The sequence below is a fragment of the Streptomyces sp. NPDC044064 genome, assembly GCF_056434245.1.
Window position 1 is genome coordinate 201,560 of record NZ_JBWKFN010000017.1, and the last position, 19,814, is coordinate 221,373.

Sequence of the window (19,814 nt, forward strand, 5' to 3'; positions counted from 1 at the left end):
GTCCCTTGAAACGTCGCTTGGAATCGGCTCGGCCGGGCCGTGGGGAAGGGCACCTGCCGGTACGGCGTCGCATCGTGCCCGGAACGCCCCTCCCGGTCCGCCCGGCGTCAGAGCTTGGCGCCGAAGTCCTGGGTCCACCAAGGGCCACCGGAACCCCTGTGAACGCCCACGCCGATCTCCTTGAACGAGCAGTTGAGGATGTTGGCACGGTGGCCGGGGCTGTTCATCCAGGAGTCCATCACGGACTGCGGGGTCTGCTGGCCCATCGCGATGTTCTCCCCGTACGTGGACCAGCGGTAGCCCGCGGCGGTGATGCGCTGACCGGGGTCGGCGCCGTCCGGATTGGTGTGGTCGAAGAAGTTGCGGGCGGCCATGTCGTCGGAGTGGGCCTGCGCCGCCTTCTCCAGTTGCGCGTTCTCGGTGAGCGCTCCGCAGCCGGCGGCCGCGCGCTCCTTGTTCACCAGCGCGACCACCTGCGCCACATCGCCCGCGGGTGCGGACTGCGCCTGCGGTGTGCTGGGCGCGGTCTGCGGGGGCCGGGTGGACTGCCGCGGAGTCGGCGTGGCCTTCTTCGTCGGGTGGGTCTTCTTGGAACTGCTCGCCTTCTTCGAGGCCGACGGGGACGGCGACGGGGAGGCCGAGGCCGACTTCGAGGTCTCGACGACGCGGGGTGCCGAGAGGTCCACCACGGGATCGCCGGCGGCCCGTGCGGCGGTCGCCCCCTCGTTGCCCGACCCGGAGTCCGTCCCGAAGTACCAGAGGCCGCCGCCCGCGACGCAGGCCGCCACGACGGCGCCGCCGACGGCCCGGCGCCGGATGCGCCGGCGCCGGCGGACCTCGCCCCGGGAAGCCGACTTGCCGCGCGCGCCGCGGCGACCTTCCGCCGGGCCCGCTGCGGCGTGGTCCGCCGACTCGTCCAGCCGGGACGCCGAGCCGGCCAGGCCCATCCCGCCCGCGGTGTGACCCATCTTCGCCAGCAGCACGGTCGACACCGCGACCAGGCCCAGACCGGCCAACAGGCCCTCGGCGGGCATCAGTCCGGTCCACAGCCCTGAGCAGTGCACGCAGCCGCGGGCGTGCCTGGCTATTCGCTTGCGCCACAGGGCGGAGGGCCGGCCGTCCCAGGAGGCCAGCACACCCTGCAGCTCCGTGCACGGCGGCTGCGCGTCCAGCGCCCGCACCACCACGCGGGCCGCCTCCAACTGCGCCTTCATCCGCTGTACGCGGACCGCGGTGTGCTGGGGCGACAGCTCCAGGGCCGCCGCGACCTCGCCGCGGGTCAGCTCGCCGGCGCACTCCAGCCACCACAGCGACAGCAGTCCCCGGTCGTCCGGCTCCAGCCAGCGGGTGGCGCGCGCGGTCTCCTGGCGCTGCCCGGACAGCTGGAGCTGGACCATCGTCAGATCCACGAAGTCCGCGCCCGGATCGGCGAGTTCCTCGGCCTCCTCGACGGCGCCCGAAGCGAACTGCCGGTCCTGCCAGTGCGTCCGGACCTGGTTCATCGCGATGGCCACGAGCCAGGAGCGGAAGCTCTCGGGAGTACGCAGACCGCCCAGCGCGTCGAGGGCCCGGAGCATGGTCTCCTGCACCACGTCGTCGACGTCGACCGAGCCGTTCAAAGCACGCCCCACGATGTTGTAGACCAGCGGGAGGTACGCGCTGACCAGGGCGTCCTGGGCCGCCGCGTCACCCGCCCGGGCTGCGGTCACCAGGGCTGCCGACGCCACCGTGTGCTCTGTACTCATCAATCGCTTCCCTGTCCTCGAATGCCGAACGGTGCTGTCCGATACCTGGGAGACCGCCCGGTGAGCCCCCGATAACAGTTCTTCGGAGATTCGTTCGACGAGAGGTTGGCCGCATCGGCCCGTCGACCGCAATGGGAGAGATCACACACGGCACGGGCCATGCGGTTCCGGGCCTCAGGCGCGCGCCCCGCCGTCGACGCGAAGGACCGTACCGGACACGTAGGAGGAGCGGTCGCTGAGGAGCCAGGCGGCGGCCTGGGCGATCTCGTCGGGGTCCGCGGCGCGGCGCAGCGGGGTCTGTGCCCTGATCCGGTCGAGGACTCCGGGCGATTCGGCCTCCCAGGTGCGGATCATCTCGGTCAGCGTGCCGCCGGGCGCGATGGCGTTGACCCGGATGCCCTCCGGGCCGTACGTGACGGCGGCCGACTCGGTGAGGCTGTTGACGGCCCGCTTCATCGCGCCGTAGACGGGCAGTTCGGGGTTGCCGCGCAGGCTGCCGATGGACGAGTTGTTGACGATGGCCCCGGTTCCGGCGGTGGCCCGGATGGCGGCGACCTCGGCCACCATGGCCACCCAGACGCTCTTGAGGTTCACGGCGCAGACGTGGTCGAAGTCGGCCTCCGGGAGCTGGTCCATGGGCCCGGGGCGCTGGATGGTCGCGCCGTTGTTGAAGGCGATGTCGAGGCGGCCGTACCGGTCGACGACGCGATCCACGGCCGCGCGCACACCGGCCGCGTCGGCCAGATCGCACAGCACGTAGTCCGCGCTGCCGCCCGCCGCCCGGACTTCCTCGGTCACCGCCTGGAGCTGTGTCTCCGTCCGGGCCGCGAGCATCACCTCGGCACCTTCCCGGGCGAACAGGCGGGCCGCGGCGGCGCCGATGCCGCGCCCGGCACCGGTGATGAAGGCGACCTTGCCGGCCAGCAGACCCGGCGCAGTGGTGGTGGATGTGTTGTTCATGGCGGCGAGCCTGCGTCGGTCCGGGCAGCCGATCCAGGCACCGGCTGTACCTGGATCGGCCGCCCGGACCCCGCGCACACTGAGGACGTGGACAGACGAGAACTGGCTGCCTTCCTGCGCAGCAGGCGCGAGCGGATCACCCCCGCCGAGGTGGGGCTGCCCACCGGGCCGCGCCGCCGCACCCCGGGGCTGCGCCGTGAGGAGGTGGCGCAGCTGGCGTTCATCTCGACCGAGTACTACACGCGGCTCGAACAGGCGCGAGGCCCGCGCCCCTCGCGCGAGGTGCTGGCCGGACTGGCCCGGGCGCTGCGTCTGTCGGACGCGGAGCGCGTCCACCTCCACCACCTCGCCGGTGCGCCGCCGGGCCCGCCGCCCGGGCCTCCGCGCGAGGTACGCCAGAGCATCCTCGACCTGCTGCACCGGCTGCCGCAGGCCGCCGCGATCGTGACGTCGGCGGCCTTCGAGGTGCTCGCCTGGAACGATCTGGCGGCCGCTCTCATGGAGGACTTCTCCGCCCTGCCCCGACGCGAGCGCAACCTGGTGCGCCGGGCCTTCCTCGGACCGAGCCCCCGTGGGCGGCGGTTGTACGGGGTGTCCGACGCCGACGCGTTCGCCCGTGCCTCGGCCCGGCGCCTGCGCGCAGCCGCCGCCCGCTACCCCGACGACCCCGAGCTGACCGGCCTGATCGAAGAACTGCGCGGCGGGAGCGAGGAGTTCGCCCGGCTGTGGGCCTCCCATGACGTGACCGCCGAGCCCACGCTGTGCAAGACGTTCCAGCACCCGGTGGTCGGCCCGGTGACCGTCGACTGCGACGTTCTCCACATCACCGACCGGGACCAGCAGGTCGTCATCTACACCGCAGCCCCCGGCTCGCCCTCCGAGGAGGCGCTGCGGCTGCTGTCGGTCATCGGCACCCAGCGCATGGACGCGTTCCGCTGAGCGGCGTCAGGCCCTGGCGTCGCGGGCCCCGACACGGGCCGACAGGGCCCGCCGCAGCGGGGCGTGCAGTGCGGGGGCCGCGACGAGGAAGCCAGACCCCACCGGGCGAGCCGGACGAGGTCGACCGCGACATCCTGGGCGCGCTGGAGGAGGACGCCCGGACGCCGGCGGCAGCCGTCGCGGCGCGCACCGGCCACCCGGAGTCCACCGTGCGGCGCCGCATCGCCCGGCTCACACGGACCGGGCGGCTGCTGACCCATGTCGTGACCGACCCCGAGCGGCTCGGGCTCAGCATCGACGCCAACGTCATGGCCCGCGTCCCGCCGGGCCGCCTCGACCACGTCGGACGGGCCCTGGCCGGCCACCCTGCGGTGCACGGTGCCTTCGCCACCACCGGCGCGCACAACCTGCATGTGGCCGTCTGGGTACGGGATCTGGCCCACCTGTACCGGTTCATCACCGAGGACCTGGGCGGGCTGGGGGTCGAGAGCGCGGAGACGGTGATCGTCGGCCAGGCGGTCAAGCGCCCGGGGAGGCCGGCGTCCCGACGGCCTGCGTCCCCTTCTACGTGATCGCGAAACCGATGCTGATGGCGTTTGCGATCAGATACGCGGCTGTTGCCGACAGCGCCACAAAATTGTTGACCCGCCGCACCGCCGGGTCCGTTTCGTGATCGGCCCATCTCCACACGATGTAGGTGGTACAACCCACGGCGATCAGCGTGTAAAGCAGCGTGGTCAATTGGATTTGATCGACCAAGGTCACTCCGAAGAGAGTCCCTGCCAGACTCGAGGAGCGCATGTTCACCACGACGCTGAAGAGAGATGCGCCAAGAATTCCATAGCGTGCCCCGATGATGGACAGAAGTTCTTTCGACCAGATCCAGTAGGAGATGAACGAGATGAGAAAAGCCACGTAGGCCGGCCAGGACTCTCTGATGAATCCGGCCACGTCGTCCCTGGCGAGCTCGAGACCGATGACGAACTGGCTGTACCGGCTGTTCTGCCCGTGCGTGATCCTCGGGTCCCCGAAAGAAGTCTGATAGGTGTGTGTCACCACCCGCGCACTGAAACCCCTGATCTTGAACCCGCCGAGGCTGATTTCATGATCATATCCTGAGTTCGCGGCGTCGGGCACATAGGTGAACTGGGAAGAGTTGTACTCGGAGTCCTCGACCCGGATCTGGACGTCCTGCTTGTCGAACGGATACTCACTGAGGTCGAATTGCTGCCGGAAGGTGCCGGACACCTTCACCTGGGACCAGTATTCGTTGCCGATCTTCTCCACGGAGCGGTCGCTCTGGGTCACCTGTGCGGCGTTGACGAATTCCAGGCGCTTGGTGGCGTCGAGGTCGGCACTCGGACATACGCTCCAGAGCCAGAAATCCGCGTTGATGGTACGCGGCGAGACGTCCAGCCCATACAGGTCTGTGATGTAGGCCCCGATGCGGCAGCTGGGCGCAGCCGCCGCCCTGGGGGCAAAGATTCCCGAAATTGCCATCACCATGACGACGTACACCAATAGGGTGGCAGACTTCCGGCGTATCCAGAGTCCTGACTCGACTGCTGCGATCCCGGCAGAAGAACGACGGCACGAGAGCGGCCGGCCGGACTTCCCCATGGTCCCAAACTACTGGAGCGAGCCGACCCTTTTTGGGGCCACACACCATCAGAGATAAATCTTCACCCGAATACATCTAACGGCACAGCTCGTCGCCCAAGGCCGTGCGCGCGTACCGCACCGTACGGCCGCTGCGGGTCCGGCTGAGCAGCCCAGCGTCGTAGAGGACGGCCAGGTGCTGGCTGACCGCGCCGGGGGTGACGTTCAGACGGTGGGCGAGTTCGGTCGTCGAGGCGGGTTCCGCGAGGAGGCTCAGCAGACGGGCGCGGGGGCGGCCGAGGAGCCGTATCAGGGCGCGGTCGGTGACCGGTGGCGGCGCCTCGGAGAGGGTGGCACGGCCGCGGGCCGGATAGATGAGCACCGGCGGGCGCGACGGATCGATCACCGTCTGCGCACCGCGGGCGAAGACCGTCGGCATCAGCACCAGGCCGCGCCCGGCGATGCGGATGTCGGCCGGCGGCCAGGGGGCCGTGTCGCGGGTGCGGGTCAGCCGCAGCTGGGCGCCGGTCCACACGAGGCGCGAGTCGAGTCCGACGAAGAGTCCCGCCGCTCCCTGCTCCGCCAACACCCTTGCCTGATGGGCGAGATCGGCCTCCAGGATGCTCTGCACGCGCGGCCACCAGCTGTCGTGGAGGCAGGTGTGCCAGTAGGTGTCGACGGCGTCGGTGAGCCGGGCGAGGAAGGCCGCGGGGTCGGCCAGGCCCTGTGCGACGACCGGTGGGAGCGCGTCACCGGTGCGGTACGTGGCGTGGAAGTCGGCGGTGACGACCTCCGGCGGGGTGCGGCGCACCTCGTCGAGTTCCTCGGCGAAGGCCGGGCGGGCGCGGGCCGGGCGCGGCGTGAGGAAGTCGGGCACCCAGAGCCAGGGGGCGATCAGGGCGGTGAGCACTTCGCGGTCGAGGGTCTCCAGACGCGGGCGGATGCGGCGCAGCCACGGCCTGTGGTGCGGGTAGCGGACCGGGTCGTGCAGGCAGCGCAGCGAGAACACCGCCTCCTGCAGCGGGGAGTAGGCGAAGGAGGTGGTGGCGAGGTCGCCGACGGCGAAGCGGAACTCGATCATTGAGTGCCACGCTAAATCATTGTCGGACGCCGGTGCGGACGGGGTTGGCTGTCGGACATGACCACGACACCTGTCTCACCCGCCCCTGACCAGCACGGCAGTCCCGAGGCGAGCCGCGCGACCCGGGCCGGCGGGCTGCTCCCGGCCGACCCGGTCCTGCGCCTCGCCACCGTACTGACCGCCGTCAACTCCCTCGGCAACGGGCTGTACTTCCCGCTCGGCATCCTGTACTTCACGCGCATCGTCGGCCTGGACGCGACGGCGGTCGGGGTCGGGATGACGGTCGCGGGTCTGGTGGGTGTCGCCGCCGGGGTGCCCGCCGGGCGGGCCGCGGACCGGTGGGGAGCCCGGCGGATGGGGGCCCTGCTGTGGGGCGGCACCGGCATCGCCACGGCCGCGTACACGTTGGTGCACTCCTACGCCGGGTTCCTCGTGACGGTGATCTGTGCGACGGCGTTGCAGATGGCGAGCCGTGGGGTGCAGGGCGCGCTCTACGCCGACGTGCTGCCTGCGGCGACGCGGGTGGAGGCACGGGCGTATCTGCGGATGGTGACGAACGTCGCGATGGGTCTGGGCGGCGCGATCGGCGCGGTTGCACTCCAACTGGACACGCGAGCCGCGTATCTGACGGTGATTCTGGTGAACGCGCTGTCCTTCGCGGGCCCCGCGCTGCTGGTGCCGCGGATGCCGCTGGCGTCGCATGTGCGCGAGCGGGTGGCGCCGGACGCCGACGCCCCGGCCGTCGACCGCTGGCGCGCGGTGCGTGACCTGCCGTTCCTCGCGGTGACCGTGCTCAACGCGGTACTGGTCGTGCAGTACACGCTCTCCGAGGTCGGGCTGCCGCTGTGGATCGTGGAGCGGACCGAGGCGCCGCGCTGGACGGCGGCGCTGCTGATGATCGTCAACTGTGTGCTGGTGGCGCTCCTGCAGGTGCGGGCCGCCCGCCGGGCCTCCCAAGTGCCCAGCGCGGTGAGGGCGATGCGCTGGGCGGGACTGCTGCTGGCGGTGTCCTGCGCGGTGTACGCCCTGTCCGCGGGCCTCTCCCCCGTGTGGGCGGTGCTGTCGCTGACCGCCGGTGCGGTGGTGCAGGTCTTCGCGGAGGTGCTGTCGGCTGCGGGTGGCTGGACCCTCGGGTACGAACTCGCCGACGCCCGGGCGCACGGCGTGTACCAGGGTGTGTTCGGCACCGGGATGTCGGCGGGGATGATGGCGGGGCCGGCGCTGGTCACGGTCACCGCGATCGCCCACGGCACGCTCGGCTGGGCGGTGCTCGGCGTGGTGTTCGCCGTGGCCGGGTTCGCGGTGGCCCCCGCCGTGCGCTGGGCGCAACGGGACGGCGCCTGGCGGGGCGAACCTGCCTGACCCCGCACCCTTGCCGATCAGGGGGAGGGCTGTGTCCCCTCCGGTGTGTCGAGGTCAAGGGCCGCGCCGCGCAGGGCTGTTGCCACGCGGGTGACCGCTTCGTCCGGCGGGTTCGGCAGCCGGGCCAGGAGCAGGCGGCGCTGCTCCTGAGGGCCTCCGCGGACCGGCAGGATGCGTACGCCCGCCGGTGCGGCGGGGGCCAGCGAGGCCGGCACGGTGGTCAGTCCGCAGTCGGCGGCGACCAGGTGGAGCTTGGCCAGCCAGTCGCGGGCGGTGTGGGCAATGTCGGGCCGTTCGTCCAGGCCCGGCCACACTCCCATCAGCCCGTCCTCCCCGGAGGAGGACCCGGCGATCCAGCGCTGACCGCGCAGGTCGGCAACATCGACGAAGTCGCCGCGGGCGAGCGGGTGGGCGGCCGGCACCGCGAGGTGCAGGGCGCGCTCGGTGAGGGTGCGCAGCACCAGCGGGGGCGACTCGGCGTCCGGCGGCCGGAACGGCGGCGCCGACGCCAACAGTGCCAGGTCCAGGCTGCCGGCGCGCAGCGCACGGACCAGGGCGGGGGTGCCGCCCTCCCGGCCGACCACGTTCAGGCCGGGGTCCGTGCGGCGCAGCGCGGTCAGGGCCCTGGGCACCAGCACCGCTCCGGCGCTGGGGAACCAGCCGAGCCGGACCGTCCCGCCCTGCCCGGGAAGGCCGGACAGTTCGCGCGCGGCCGCGTCGATCTCGTCGAGCACGACCGTCGCCCGGCGCATGACGACCCGGCCCGCCGCGGTCAGCCGTACGCCGTCGCGCCTGCGTTCCAGCAGTTCGGCGCCCGCGGCCCGTTCGATCGCGGCGATCTGCCGGGACACCGCCGACTGGGTGTAGCCCAGCGACGCGGCGGCCGCGGTGAAGGTTCCCTGCTCGGCCACCGCGCGGAAGACGCGCAGCGCCGTGAGCGACACATCTGTGAAGTCCATGACGTTTACGCATACTAGCGGTGCCGAACTTTCGTTGGACGCATGGCGCACACGTTTCTAGCGTTGCCTGCATGAACGCTTCCCGAATCGCCCTCGTCACGGGCGCCAACCAGGGTCTCGGCCGCGCGCTAGTCGAGGGGCTGGCGGCCCGGATGGACGCCGGCGACCTGGTCCTGCTCACCGGCCGCGACGCGCGGCGCGTCGCCGAGGCCGCCGCCGAGGTGGCCCAACTGCCCACCACCCGCAGTCAGGTCCAGGGCCGGGTCCTGGACGTCACCGACACCGACGCCATCGACCGGCTGGCCGGTGAACTCCAGCAGCAGTACGGCGGAGTGGACGTGGTGATCTCCAACGCGGTCGCCCGGGTGCTGCCCGACGAGTCGCAGTCCGAGCGCGCCGACGAGTTCATCGACGTCTCCAACACCGCCACCCACGCGATCCTGCGCTCCTTCGGACCCGTCCTGCGCCCGGGCGGCCGGCTGCTCGTCGTGGCCAGCAGCCTGGGCACCCTCGGCCACCTCGATGCGCGGCTGCACCCCCTCTTCGACGGCGCGAGCCTCGGCCAGGTCGAGTACGCCGTCGAGTCCTGGCGCAGCGCGGTCCACGGCAGGACCTCGGAGGAGGCGGGCTGGCCGCGCTGGCTCAACGTGCCCTCCAAGGTGGCTCAGGTCGCCGCCGTCCGGGCGGTCGCGGCCGAACGCCGCGCACACGACCTCGCCGACGGCACACTGATCGCCTCCGTCTGCCCCGGCATGGTCGACACGGCCACCTCCCGCCCGTGGTTCAGCGACTTCAGCCAGGCCCAGTCCCCCGCCGATGCGGCCCGGGCCGTCCTCGACCTGGTGTTCGCCGAGGGCGTCGATCCCGCGCTCCACGGCGAACTGGTCCGCTTCGGCAAGCCCCTGCCCTGGCACGACGGCGCGCCCCTGGTGGAGCAGGACCGGATACTCAGGCCGTGACGGCGGGGCCGACGGCGTCGCCCGCTACGCCGCCGGCCCGGACGACGCGCGTCGCCTGCCGGCCCTGTCGCAGGAGCCGCCGGCCCGTACCGCCTGACGCACCGTGCGCGCCGGCGTCCGCGCGTCAGGGTTCATGGTGCTCGTGTGCCGCCCGTTCCAGTGCCGCGGCCTCCGCCTCCGCCACGCGCGTCTCGGCCTCCACGTCGATCGAGCGGGTCAGCCACCAGTACAGCGCTGCGGAGACCGGCAGGCCGATGAACAGGGAGACGTCGGCTCCGCCGAGCGCTTCGGCGGCGGGGCCGACGAACAGGGTGCCGACGGAGAAGAACGGGATCATGACGGCGAAGCCGACCAGGTACGCGATGATGCCGTGCCAGCCCCAGCGTCCGTAGATGCCGTTCGGGTTGAAGATCTCGGCGACGGCGTAGTGCCCGCGGCGTACGACGTAGTAGTCCATGAGGTTCACCGCGGTCCACGGGATGAACAGGTAGAGGACCAGCAGCAGGAAGTTGTTGAAGTTCGCGAGGAAGTTGGAGGTCGCGGCGAGCGCGCCGACCAGGGAGAGCGCCGCGGTCAGGCCGAGGGTCAGCAGCCGCACGCCGAGCGTCGGCTGGACCCGCTTGAACGAGTCGATGGCGCTGATCAGGGTCAGTGAACCGCCGTACATGTTCAGCGCGGTCACGGACACCAGACCCAGGGCGGAGAAGAGCAGCACGATCGCGCCGAATCCGCTGAACACCTTGTCCCCGGCGGCGTTGATCGAGGCGATCGTCTCGAAGTCCTTGCCGGCCCAGGCCGCCAGCAGCGAGCCGAGCACCATCAGCCAGATGCCGCCGAGGGCGGAGCCGAAGTACGTCCAGTAGAAAGTCTTGCGGACCGTCACGTCCGGCGGGAGGTAGCGCGAGTAGTCCGAGACGTAGATCGCCCAGCTGATCTGGTAGCCGGCGACCACGCCGAACTGGGCCAGGAACGGCGTCCACTTGAAGGCGCCGAGGTCGAAGGAGCCCGCGGGGTAGTGCAGGGTGACCAGGACGCCGACGGTGAAGATCCCGAAGATGATGAGGAAGGTGTAGGTCAGGAACCGCTCGGCCTTGTGGATGACGTCGTAGCCCACGAGGGCGACGACGAGCGCGACCACGGTGACCACGACCACCCACAGCTTGACGCCGCCGTGCACCGTGGTGTGCAGGGCTTGGGCGGCGAGGATGCTGTTGAAGACGTTGAATCCCGCGTACTGGATGTAGGCGAAGAGCCACACCAGGAGGGCGCCGACGTAGCCGAACTGGGGCCGCGACTGGATCATCTGGGGCAGGCCCAGCTGGGGGCCCTGGGCCGAGTGGAAGGCCATGAAGAAGGTGCCGATCAAGGTACCGGAGACGATGGCCAGCAGCGACCAGATCAGGTTGCCGCCCTCGGTGATGCTGATCAGCCCTACCGCGAGGGTGGCGATCTGGGCGTTGGACATGAACCACAGGGGGCCCAGATGCCACAGCTTGCCGTGCCGCTCGTCCAGGGGGACGTAGTCGATCGACCGGATCTCCAGGCCCGACACTCTCGGCTCAGCTGATGTGCTCATGACGCCTCCCGGGCCCGGTGTGCCTCTCTGGTCACCTTCTTCCCCGTGGGTGCGGAGGGCAAGCCGTACCGACGCTCACGTAGCGCGACAGACCGTCGCGCTCTGTTCACGTGCGCCCACTGTTGCTCTGCTCACAATTCGGCCCTAAAGGGGCCTGTCGTGGCAGCGGTCACTTCGCGGAGCGGGCGTTTTGTTTACGTTCGCAGTTCTGTGTCCCTGTCCCCGAACTGCCGAGGCCCTCTCCATGGCGTACCGAATCCGCTCCTCGTCGCACCCCCGAGGCCCCCGCGCGGCGATCTGCGGCGTGCTCGCGGCCGCGTCGGTACTGCTCGCGGTCGGAGCGCTCGCCCCGGCACCGGTGGCCGCGGCCACCATGTCGACGGGCTCCGGCTCCGCCCCGGCCGACTTCTCCGCGTCGGTGCAGGCCAAGGGCAAGGCGCGGGTGACGGCCGCGGTGCTGGACCTGGACGGCGCGGGCCGGACGCCCACGCTGTACGGCGACGACACCGCCTACGACACGGCGAGCATCATCAAGGTCGACATCCTCGCCGCGTTGCTGCTCCAGGGGCAGGACTCCGGGCACGCCCTGACCGCGAAGGAGCGCGCCCAGGCGCAGGCGATGATCGAACACAGCGACAACACGGCGGCGAACGCGCTGTGGCGGCGCATCGGCCTCGCCCCGGGACTCCAGGCGGCCAACAAGCGGCTGGGACTGACCACGACCAAGGGCGGCCCGGACGTCAGGTGGGGGCTCACCCGGACCACGGCGAGCGACCAGATACGTCTGCTGTGCGCCGTCTTCGACACCGGGCCCGCCCCGAAGGCGGGCTCCGCGCCGGCGCTCAGCGACACGTCCCGCGGCTACATCCGTACGCTGATGGGCCGCATCGCCCCCGAGCAGTCCTGGGGCGTCTCGGCCGCCGCCGGCTCCGAGTGGGCCCTGAAGAACGGCTGGCTGCAGCGCAACACGACGGGGCTGTGGGACGTCAACAGCGTCGGCCGGATCACGAGCGGCAAGCACCACTACCTCGTCGCGGTCCTGTCGGACGGCAACACCTCGATGAAGGACGGCGTCGCGCTGGTGGAGCGGGCGGCCCGGGCCGCCGTCTCCTCGACGACGGCCCGCTGACACCGCCCGGCTCCGGACGAGGTCAGGAAGGCTTGACCGCCGACACGGCGGTAGCGGTGACCTTGTTGTCGCACTCGGCGATCTCACCGTCCGACAGGGCGACCTGGTGGGCACCCGACCCGGGCAGGCCGACCACCAGCGTCGGGTAGACGGTGGGCTTCGCGCCGGACACGCAGTAGCCGTCGGCCTCGCCCTGCACCTGGACGAAGGTCAGCTTCACCCATGCCTTGCCGCCCGGCGCGACCTTCACGCTCGACGCGGTACCAGTGGGGGTGACCTTCATCGGAGCGTTGTGGTCGGGCGCGCCGTTGCCCGCCCCCGCCACCGTCGGGTAACCCTTCAGGACGCACGCCTTTCCGGAGGCGTTGGTGAACTCGATGATCGCCGCTCCGGTGCCGGTGCCGGCCGGGCGGTTGGCAGCCTGGTACGCCGCCACCTTCAGGGCGGTGAGCGGACACGTCGGCGCGGTGCCGCCCGACGGGTCGGACGCCGGCGTGACGGTCGCGCCCGAGGGGGTGGAGGTGCCGCCGGCGGGCTTCGAGGCCGCGGTGGCCGGGCTGCTGGGAGCGGAGGCCTTCGGGGATGCAGCCGCGGTGGACGGGGCCTGGGACGACTTCTCGGCCGACGGTTCGCCGCCACCCGACTGGCACGCGCTCAGCGAGAGGGCGGCGGCGATCGTGACCATCGCCGAGGCGGTGAGGCGGATGGTGTTGCGGTGCTGCATGGGGTCCCCCGATTTCGGAAGCAAACAGGTCGTCCGGCTCGTGCCGGTGGTCACGGACAGAGACAGACCAACCTGACCAGGGGTTCCGCTGCGGATCAGCTGTGACATGGCAGTGACAGAAATCCGGTCGGATCGGCACGTAAGCACAGGCTAGGGCCGGGCGGGCCCCTGTCCCGGCAGCGGCGTGGCGTGTCAGGTGCGGGCCGGGGATCGTGGTGGGGAGGGCCCTCTGTAAGTGCCGTTTTGGAGGCGGGTATGACCGTGAACCGTATCGGCCTGGTCGTACACGGCGGACGGGCGGAGGCCGTGGCCGCCGCGAGCGCCGTGCGCGAGTGGTGCGCCGAGCACGCCGTGGAGTGTGCCGACATCGACGTGTGGCAGGAGGGCGCGCGGCACAGCGCCCGGGAGGAGCTGGACACCGCGGGCGATCCGGATCTCATCGTCACCCTGGGCGGCGACGGAACCTTCCTGCGCGGTGCCCGGCTGGCGGCCGAGAACGACGCCCTGGTCCTCGGCGTCGATCTCGGCCGGGTGGGATTCCTGACGGAGGTCCCCGCCACGGCCGTGCGCGCGGCGCTGGACGCCGTACGGGAGGACCGGATCACCGTCGAGAGCCGGATGCTCCTCACCATGCGGGCGTCCTGCCGGCTGGAGGTGCCCGATCAGGTGGAGGCGCTGGTGCACTACGCCCGTGGGCCGATGCTGCCCCCGCCCCCGGTGCGCATCGAGTGCGAGACCGGTGACGACTGGGGCGTCGCCCTGAACGTCACGGCGCTGAACGACGTCGTCCTGGAGAAGCTGGCAAGGGACCGGCAGGTGTCGGTCGGCGTCTATCTCGCCGGGCGGCTGCTGGCGTCGTACTCCGCCGACGCGCTGCTGGTGGCCACGCCCACGGGCTCGACCGCTTACAGCTTCGCCGCCGGTGGTCCGGTCGTCTCACCCAGGGCCGAGGGCCTCATCTTCACCCCGGTGGCCCCGCACATGACGTTCAACCGGTCGGTCGTGGCCGCCCCGGACGAGCCCATCGCGCTGCGGGTCCTGGAACGGTCGGGCCAGGCCGCCGTCAGTATCGACGGCCAGGTGCGCGGGGTGCTCAGCCCCGGGGACTGGATCGGTGTGTACGCCGCTCCCCGCCGGCTCAAGGCGGTGCGGCTCGGTCCCATGGACTTCTACGGCCGGCTGCGCGAGCGCATGAACCTCACCGACGCACCGGCCGCGCTCGCCGACGGAGTCGCCGCTCCGCTGTGGCCGGTGAAGACGCCCCCGCCGGGCGACCTCGCGCACCTGGCACTGCCCCCGGCTCCCGACGAGTCGGAGCGGCAGCCGCTTCCCTGAGGTCTGCCGCACGGGCCCCAGTAGTTTCGTAACGCCCCCGATTTCATCGGTCGTCCGTACGATCCCGGGCGCCGGCGCACGCGCCATCGTCGCAGCATGACTGACACCCCCCACCACGAGACCGCCGAACCGCAGCGTGCCCCCGAGCCGGCCGACGCCCCGGCCGGCGCCACCCGCAGATCGGTCATCGCCACCCTGGGCGGCGCCACCCTCGGCGTGGCGGCACTGGGCCTCGCCGCAACGCAGCCGGCGGCCGCCGCGGATCCCCGCACCCCGGCCCGGCTCGCCGCCGCGTGCGTCCTCACCCCCGAGCAGACCGAGGGGCCCTATTACCTGGACCTGGAGAGGGTCCGCAAGGACATCACGGAGGGCAGGGCCGGCGTTCCGCTCACCCTGCGCGTCACGGTGGTCAACAGCGCCACCTGCGCCCCGCTGCCCAACACTGCGGTCGACATCTGGCACTGCGACGCGCTCGGGATCTACTCCGGTTACGTGGCCGGCGGTTCCACTCCGGACACGACCTTCCTGCGCGGTGTGCAGCTGACCGACGCAGCCGGCGTGGCCGAGTTCACCACCGTCTACCCGGGCTGGTACGTCGGCCGGGCCCTGCACATCCACGTCAAGACGCATGTGGGCGGCGCGGTGTCCGGTGGGACGTACCACGGAGGCCATGTGTCCCACACGGGCCAGCTCTACTTCCCGGAGACCTACAACACCAAGGTCGCCGCCCTGTCCCCCTACCGGAACAACACGGCGACCCGCACGCTCAACGCCAGGGACGGCATCTACCGCAACGGCGGGTCCTCGACCCTGCTGACCCTCACCCAGGCGGGCAGCGACCTCGGCAAGGGCGTGACCGGAACCGTCGTACTCGGAATAGACCCGGCCGCCACGCCCTGACGGGATGGTTTTCCCACCCCGGCGGGCGGCCAGGAATCGGGGATGACCCGGAGTCGAACATGTGAGGCATGTGGCGCGGCACTGATCACGAGACCGCAGGGCGGTCGGCCGGCCCGGTACTGTTCCAACGCCTGCAGACAACGGGCGCTCCGGCGACGACTGGCAGCACGGCGGCCCGCGCCGTCCGAACCGTCGGCCGCTGCCGGCCACGACCACGGCCCCGTCCTGCTGTCGGCGCTCGACTCCTTCGTCGGCCGGCAGCAGGAGATGTCCCGCCTGCGCGCCCTCCTGAGAAGCACACGTCTGCTGACGCTGACCGGTGCGGGCGGGGTGGGCAAGACACGGCTGGCGCTGGAGTTCGCCCGGGGGTTGCCGAACCGCTTCGCCCGGGTGGACCTCGTGGAGCTGGACTCGCTGCAGGACGGCTCCCTGCTCACGCAGTCCGTGGCGGCCGCGCTGGGGGTGGGCGAACGAGCGGGCCGGACCGGTGCCGACGGTCTGGTCCGTGCCATCGGGGACGCCTCCCGGCTGCTGGTCCTGGACAACTGTGAGCATCTGGTCGAGCCGTGCGCCCGGCTGGTCGCGACCCTGCTCGGCCGCTGTCCCCGGCTGCGGATCCTGGCCACCGGCCGGGAGGCTCTGCGGGTGCCCGGAGAAACGGTGTTCCGGGTCGGCGAGCTGTCCCTGCCCCCGGCCGACACCGGGGACGACGTGGCGGACCTGCTGCGGGCGGATGCCGTGCGGCTGTTCGTCGAGCGTGCGTCGAGCCGCTCGCCCGGTTTCTCCCTCGACCGGGGCAACGGCCGTACGGTTGCCGAGATATGCCGGCGGCTGGACGGCCTGACCCTGGCCGTCGAACTCGCGGCCCGGCACGTCGGCGCCCTCGCGCCGGACGACATCCTGGCCGGGCTGGACGACCAGCTGTGCCGGCTGGACCTCCTGGCCGACGGAAGCAGAACCGGGCCCCGGCGCCACAGCGGACTCGCCGCCGCCGTCGACTGGAGCCACCGGCTGCTGGACCCGGCGGAGCAGGCCGTGTTCAGGCGTCTGGCGGTCCTGGTCGGCGGGTTCGACGTGGCCGCGGCACGGTCCGTGTGCGTGGGCGGCGGCATCGGGCCGGGGCAGGTCTTCCGCGTTCTGTGCGCCTTGGAAGCCAAGTCCCTGGTCGTACGGCTGCCGGGAGACACGGCGCCCACCCGTTTCAGACAGCTCGGCGCCATCCGCGCCTACGCCCTGGAACGGCTCCGCGCTTCCGGCGAGCTGCCGGGCACCCTGCGACGAGCGCTCGCCTGGCTGACCGGGCTGGCCGACCGGGGCCGCGGGGATGTGTTCGCCGACCAGGCGAGCAGCCCGCTGGCGGTGGAGCGGGACAATCTCTCCTCGGTACTGGCCTGCGCCACCGGCCACGACGAGGCAGTACAGGCGCGGCTCACGCTGGAGCTGGCCCGCGTGCACTACCAGCAGGAGCAGCCGTCGGCCGCCCGCGCGCTGCTGACCGGACCACCGGGTGCGGCCGACGGCCCGGCGCCGGGCGGAGCGGCGCCCGCGCTCGCCGCGCGGGTGGCCTGCCAGCAGGCCGACCTGCACGAAGCGCTGCGACGGGGCGAGCAGGCAGTGGCCAGGGAGCGGGCGCGCCGGGACCCCGCCGGGCTGGCCAACGCCCTGGACGCCCGGGCCGCGGCGCGGCTGTGCCGCGAGGAGTTCAGCGAGGCCGTCGCGGACCTGCGCGAGTGCCGGGACGTGCTCGCCTCGCTCGGCACACCCGAGGAGATCGCGTGGTGCGCCCATCACCTGGCCTGGGCGCTGCTCCAGGCGGGCGAGGCGCACGAGGCCGACGCGATCATGGCGCGGTGCCTGCCGGTGCTCAGGGAGCACGCGCCCTGGACCCGGACCGCGGCCGCGCTGCACACCGCGGGGGCCGTACGCGTGGCCCTCGGGCAGCCGGAGAGCGCCGAGCAGCTGTTCACCGAAGTTCTGCGGATCACCCCAGGGACGAGCTTCCACTCGCTGTATCCCGTCGAGGGCCTGGCCCTCGTGGCTGCCCAGCGCGGGGACCCGCAGCGCGCCCTGCGGTTGTACGAGGCGAGCGCACAGGCACGGCGCAGGCTGGACACCGAGCCCGAGGCACCCTGGCGACGCACGATGGAGCAGGCGGCGGACCGGGCCAGGAAACTGCTGTCGCCGGCCGCACGGGAGGCCGCCGTCGCCGGCGCACGGGGGCTGCACGGGGAGCGGCTCGTCGCGTACGCCCTGCGGACGAGGAGCGGCGCGGACGAGCGGTCACGGCTGACCGCGCGGGAGCTCATGGTGGTCGAGCTGGTGACGGAAGGGTTGACCAACCGGCAGATAGCAGAACGACTCAGACTTTCGGTACATACGGTGGCCACGCACCTGGACAAGGTGCGCGACAAGTTGGGCCTTCGCTCTCGCACACAGATCGCCCTGTGGGCGGCCGACGAGAACCGGAAGCTTTGGTTCCGTGACATCCGTCACGCCACCCCGAGAGCTAGGGGTGCCGAATAGTAGATGTCGTTCTAGCGACATATGGGACTTGTCCGGTTTGATGCGAGCGCCTGACAGGTCAGGCGGGACGACATCCCATCGGCTCGGCGTTCCCGCCCGTTCTCCGAAACTCATGGGGTTTCTGACGGGGCAACAGCACTCGGAGCAAACTGCAAACGCGTGACCAGCACGCTCCCCTGCGCTTGGCAAGGGCCCTCCGTATCTACGAAGCAAGGTAGTAGGAGGGCTCTTTGCGCTCCCTGTGAGGCCCTTCTAAGAATGACGGTCCGCAGGAAGTTACCGGTGAGGTCACGCATGGCGAAGCATCGTAAGAAGCAGCACTACCGGCGGATGGTCATCGGGGCGGTCGTCCTGAGTGCGGTGGGCGTACCGTCCGTCGCCATGGCCTGTGGCGACTGGCAGAACGGCGGCGGGCCCCAGGCCGGCGGTGCCGGGAACCAGTCGGCCCAGACCTGGCAGTACCACGCGCACCACGCTCACCACCACAAGAGCCACTGGAACCACCACTGGCAGGGCAGCGAGAGCGGCGCGCCCACTGCGGCGCCGTCGAAGACTCCGACCGCCTCCGCGGCCCCCCACAAGACCGCCAGTCCGAAACCCAGGCCCAAGCCCACCGCGACGCACAGTGCCCCCGCGCCGACCCACTCCGCGGCTCCCACCCCGCCGAGCACCCCGAAGCCGACCGCCACGGCCTCCGGGGTCGTCGCTCGCATCGTGGCGCTCGTCAACGCCGAGCGGAGCAAGGTCGGTTGCTCGGCCCTGACCCTGAACTCGACCCTGACGAAGGCGGCACAGGCCCACAGCCAGGACATGGCGGCCCACCAGAACATGTCGCACACCGGCTCCGACGGGTCCTCCCCCGGCGACCGGATCACGCGTGCCGGCTACAGCTGGAGCGCCTACGGCGAGAACGTCGCCTACGGCTACTCCACTCCCGAGCAGGTGATGGCGGGCTGGATGAACAGCCCCGGCCACCGGGCCAACATCCTCAACTGCTCGTTCAAGGAGATAGGCGTCGGCCTGGCGCAGCCCAACAGCTACTGGACCCAGGACTTCGGAACCGCCCGCTAGCCGGCGGACAGCAGGCCTTCGGCCGCCCCCTCACGCACCGCTCGGACGGGTGCGGTGCCGGGGGCGGTCGGAGTGCTTTCGGTACGCGACACCGATCACCACGGCCTGGAACAGGGCGCCCACGACGATCCCGGTCACCGGCAGGGGCTCGGGCAGCATCAGGAACAGCCAGGACGTGGGCGCCGTGACCAGGAACAGCAGCAGACCGGCGAAGCCGGCGTCCTGGTGCTCGACCAGGTGCGCGTCCACCTCGACATGGGCGAGGACGCCGACCACCATCGCCAGATAGCCAAGTGCCGCCCGGTTGAGCAGGTAGTGGCGCACCTTCGCGGTGAGCGAGAGCGACGAACCGTCCACGCCGAAGAACCTCCTGAGATCGTTTCCGGCTTTCAACGATCCCGGAGGACGGCGACACAAGCCTGAGTAGCCGTACTCACGTTCGCACGCGCGGCTACCCAGGATGTCAGCGAGCGGCGGGCTCCTCGGCGACCGTGCGGGCCGCAGCCGCCTCGCCCGGGGCGGTCTGGATGACCTCGGGGACCGACTGCTCGGGCGCACCGTCGGCGGGAGCCGCCGACTGCGCGACGCCGTCGTCCTTCATGGCCTTGGCCTCGCTCTTGAGGATGCGCATCGACTTGCCGAGCCCGCGAGCGGCCTCCGGCAGCTTCTTCGAGCCGAACAGCACGATGACGACGATCGCCACGATCAGCAGGTGCCAGGGTTCCAGTCCGTTGCGCAGCATCCCACCCACCCCTTCTCCACGCCGGGCAGCGGTGCGCGCCGGACGGCCGCACCTGTTGCCATGATTGCTACATTGCGCAACTGTACAACGGCTATATCCGCACCGGGGTTTCAGGTCATTCGTCGGAGTCGGGCTTGGTGCGTGCCGCCGTGTATGCCTGGGCCGGTGTCATGGGGACGCCGCCCAGTTCGACGGTCTTGTAGGGGCTGA

Annotated in this window: 18 protein-coding genes; 9 read left to right on the forward strand and 9 right to left on the reverse strand. The window is 71.5% G+C overall.

Annotated elements, in window-relative coordinates; genetic code table 11:
• Positions 1-107: 107 nt before the first annotated feature.
• Together AC07DS_RS27190 and AC07DS_RS27195 are read right to left on the reverse strand one after the other, a co-directional pair.
• The gene (locus AC07DS_RS27190) at positions 108-1,745 is read right to left on the reverse strand and encodes a sigma-70 family RNA polymerase sigma factor (RefSeq protein ID WP_479149344.1); all 1,638 of its coding nucleotides are present in this window, start codon (positions 1,743-1,745) and stop codon (positions 108-110) included.
• Positions 1,746-1,919: 174 nt separating this feature from the next.
• The gene (locus AC07DS_RS27195) at positions 1,920-2,705 is read right to left on the reverse strand and encodes an SDR family NAD(P)-dependent oxidoreductase (protein ID WP_479149345.1); all 786 of its coding nucleotides are present in this window, start codon (positions 2,703-2,705) and stop codon (positions 1,920-1,922) included.
• An 87-nt stretch (positions 2,706-2,792) separates the two neighbouring features.
• On the opposite strand from AC07DS_RS27195, the gene AC07DS_RS27200 reads away from it, so the two are divergent.
• On the forward strand, positions 2,793-3,644 hold the full coding sequence (locus AC07DS_RS27200) for a helix-turn-helix transcriptional regulator (RefSeq protein ID WP_479149346.1): 852 nt from the start codon (positions 2,793-2,795) through the stop codon (positions 3,642-3,644).
• Positions 3,645-3,712: 68 nt separating this feature from the next.
• The gene (locus AC07DS_RS27205; protein WP_479149347.1) at positions 3,713-4,216 is read left to right on the forward strand and encodes an Lrp/AsnC family transcriptional regulator; all 504 of its coding nucleotides are present in this window, start codon (positions 3,713-3,715) and stop codon (positions 4,214-4,216) included.
• Here AC07DS_RS27205 and AC07DS_RS27210 read toward each other — a convergent pair.
• A complete protein-coding gene (locus tag AC07DS_RS27210) occupies positions 4,209-5,162 on the reverse strand; it encodes a ligand-gated ion channel (RefSeq protein WP_479149349.1) in 954 nt (317 codons plus the stop codon). The genes AC07DS_RS27205 and AC07DS_RS27210 overlap by 8 nt on opposite strands.
• 178 nt (positions 5,163-5,340) lie before the next feature.
• Positions 5,341-6,324, reverse strand: coding sequence for an ArsR/SmtB family transcription factor (locus AC07DS_RS27215; RefSeq protein ID WP_479149351.1), 984 nt, complete (start codon positions 6,322-6,324; stop codon positions 5,341-5,343).
• 57 nt (positions 6,325-6,381) lie between these two features.
• Here AC07DS_RS27215 and AC07DS_RS27220 point away from each other — a divergent pair, with 57 nt between their 5' ends.
• On the forward strand, positions 6,382-7,686 hold the full coding sequence (locus AC07DS_RS27220; RefSeq protein ID WP_479149353.1) for an MFS transporter: 1,305 nt from the start codon (positions 6,382-6,384) through the stop codon (positions 7,684-7,686).
• 17 nt (positions 7,687-7,703) lie between these two features.
• Here the strand turns inward: AC07DS_RS27220 and AC07DS_RS27225 are convergent, their stop codons facing one another.
• On the reverse strand, positions 7,704-8,645 hold the full coding sequence (locus AC07DS_RS27225) for a LysR family transcriptional regulator (protein ID WP_479149355.1): 942 nt from the start codon (positions 8,643-8,645) through the stop codon (positions 7,704-7,706).
• Between the two features lie 71 nt (positions 8,646-8,716).
• On the opposite strand from AC07DS_RS27225, the gene AC07DS_RS27230 reads away from it, so the two are divergent.
• Positions 8,717-9,604: an SDR family NAD(P)-dependent oxidoreductase gene (locus AC07DS_RS27230; protein ID WP_479149356.1), complete on the forward strand. Its 888-nt coding sequence runs from the start codon at positions 8,717-8,719 to the stop codon at positions 9,602-9,604.
• A gap of 124 nt (positions 9,605-9,728) precedes the next feature.
• Here the strand turns inward: AC07DS_RS27230 and AC07DS_RS27235 are convergent, their stop codons facing one another.
• The gene (locus AC07DS_RS27235) at positions 9,729-11,180 is read right to left on the reverse strand and encodes a purine-cytosine permease family protein (protein WP_479149357.1); all 1,452 of its coding nucleotides are present in this window, start codon (positions 11,178-11,180) and stop codon (positions 9,729-9,731) included.
• 244 nt (positions 11,181-11,424) lie between these two features.
• On the opposite strand from AC07DS_RS27235, the gene AC07DS_RS27240 reads away from it, so the two are divergent.
• Positions 11,425-12,309, forward strand: a complete 885-nt coding sequence (locus AC07DS_RS27240; protein ID WP_479149359.1) for a serine hydrolase — start codon at positions 11,425-11,427, stop codon at positions 12,307-12,309.
• Between the two features lie 22 nt (positions 12,310-12,331).
• Here the strand turns inward: AC07DS_RS27240 and AC07DS_RS27245 are convergent, their stop codons facing one another.
• Complete coding sequence (locus AC07DS_RS27245; RefSeq protein ID WP_479149361.1) at positions 12,332-13,033, reverse strand: DUF4232 domain-containing protein; 702 nt, start codon at positions 13,031-13,033, stop codon at positions 12,332-12,334.
• A 255-nt stretch (positions 13,034-13,288) separates the two neighbouring features.
• On the opposite strand from AC07DS_RS27245, the gene AC07DS_RS27250 reads away from it, so the two are divergent.
• From AC07DS_RS27250 to AC07DS_RS27265, 4 genes are all read left to right on the forward strand, one after another.
• Positions 13,289-14,368, forward strand: a complete 1,080-nt coding sequence (locus AC07DS_RS27250) for an NAD(+)/NADH kinase (RefSeq protein WP_479149362.1) — start codon at positions 13,289-13,291, stop codon at positions 14,366-14,368.
• A 96-nt stretch (positions 14,369-14,464) separates the two neighbouring features.
• A complete protein-coding gene (locus AC07DS_RS27255; RefSeq protein ID WP_479149364.1) occupies positions 14,465-15,268 on the forward strand; it encodes an intradiol ring-cleavage dioxygenase in 804 nt (267 codons plus the stop codon).
• A 267-nt stretch (positions 15,269-15,535) separates the two neighbouring features.
• Positions 15,536-17,791: an ATP-binding protein gene (locus AC07DS_RS27260; protein ID WP_479149366.1), complete on the forward strand. Its 2,256-nt coding sequence runs from the start codon at positions 15,536-15,538 to the stop codon at positions 17,789-17,791.
• A 294-nt stretch (positions 17,792-18,085) separates the two neighbouring features.
• The gene (locus tag AC07DS_RS27265) at positions 18,086-18,862 is read left to right on the forward strand and encodes a CAP domain-containing protein (RefSeq protein ID WP_479149368.1); all 777 of its coding nucleotides are present in this window, start codon (positions 18,086-18,088) and stop codon (positions 18,860-18,862) included.
• Positions 18,863-18,892: 30 nt separating this feature from the next.
• On the opposite strand, the gene AC07DS_RS27270 is transcribed toward AC07DS_RS27265, so the two are convergent.
• Together AC07DS_RS27270 and tatA are read right to left on the reverse strand one after the other, a co-directional pair.
• Positions 18,893-19,219 carry an SCO4225 family membrane protein gene (locus AC07DS_RS27270; RefSeq protein WP_479149370.1) on the reverse strand — a complete coding sequence of 109 codons (327 nt, stop codon included), beginning with the start codon at positions 19,217-19,219 and terminating at the stop codon, positions 18,893-18,895.
• Between the two features lie 106 nt (positions 19,220-19,325).
• Positions 19,326-19,604: a Sec-independent protein translocase subunit TatA gene (gene tatA / locus AC07DS_RS27275; protein ID WP_479149372.1), complete on the reverse strand. Its 279-nt coding sequence runs from the start codon at positions 19,602-19,604 to the stop codon at positions 19,326-19,328.
• Positions 19,605-19,814 lie beyond the last annotated feature (210 nt).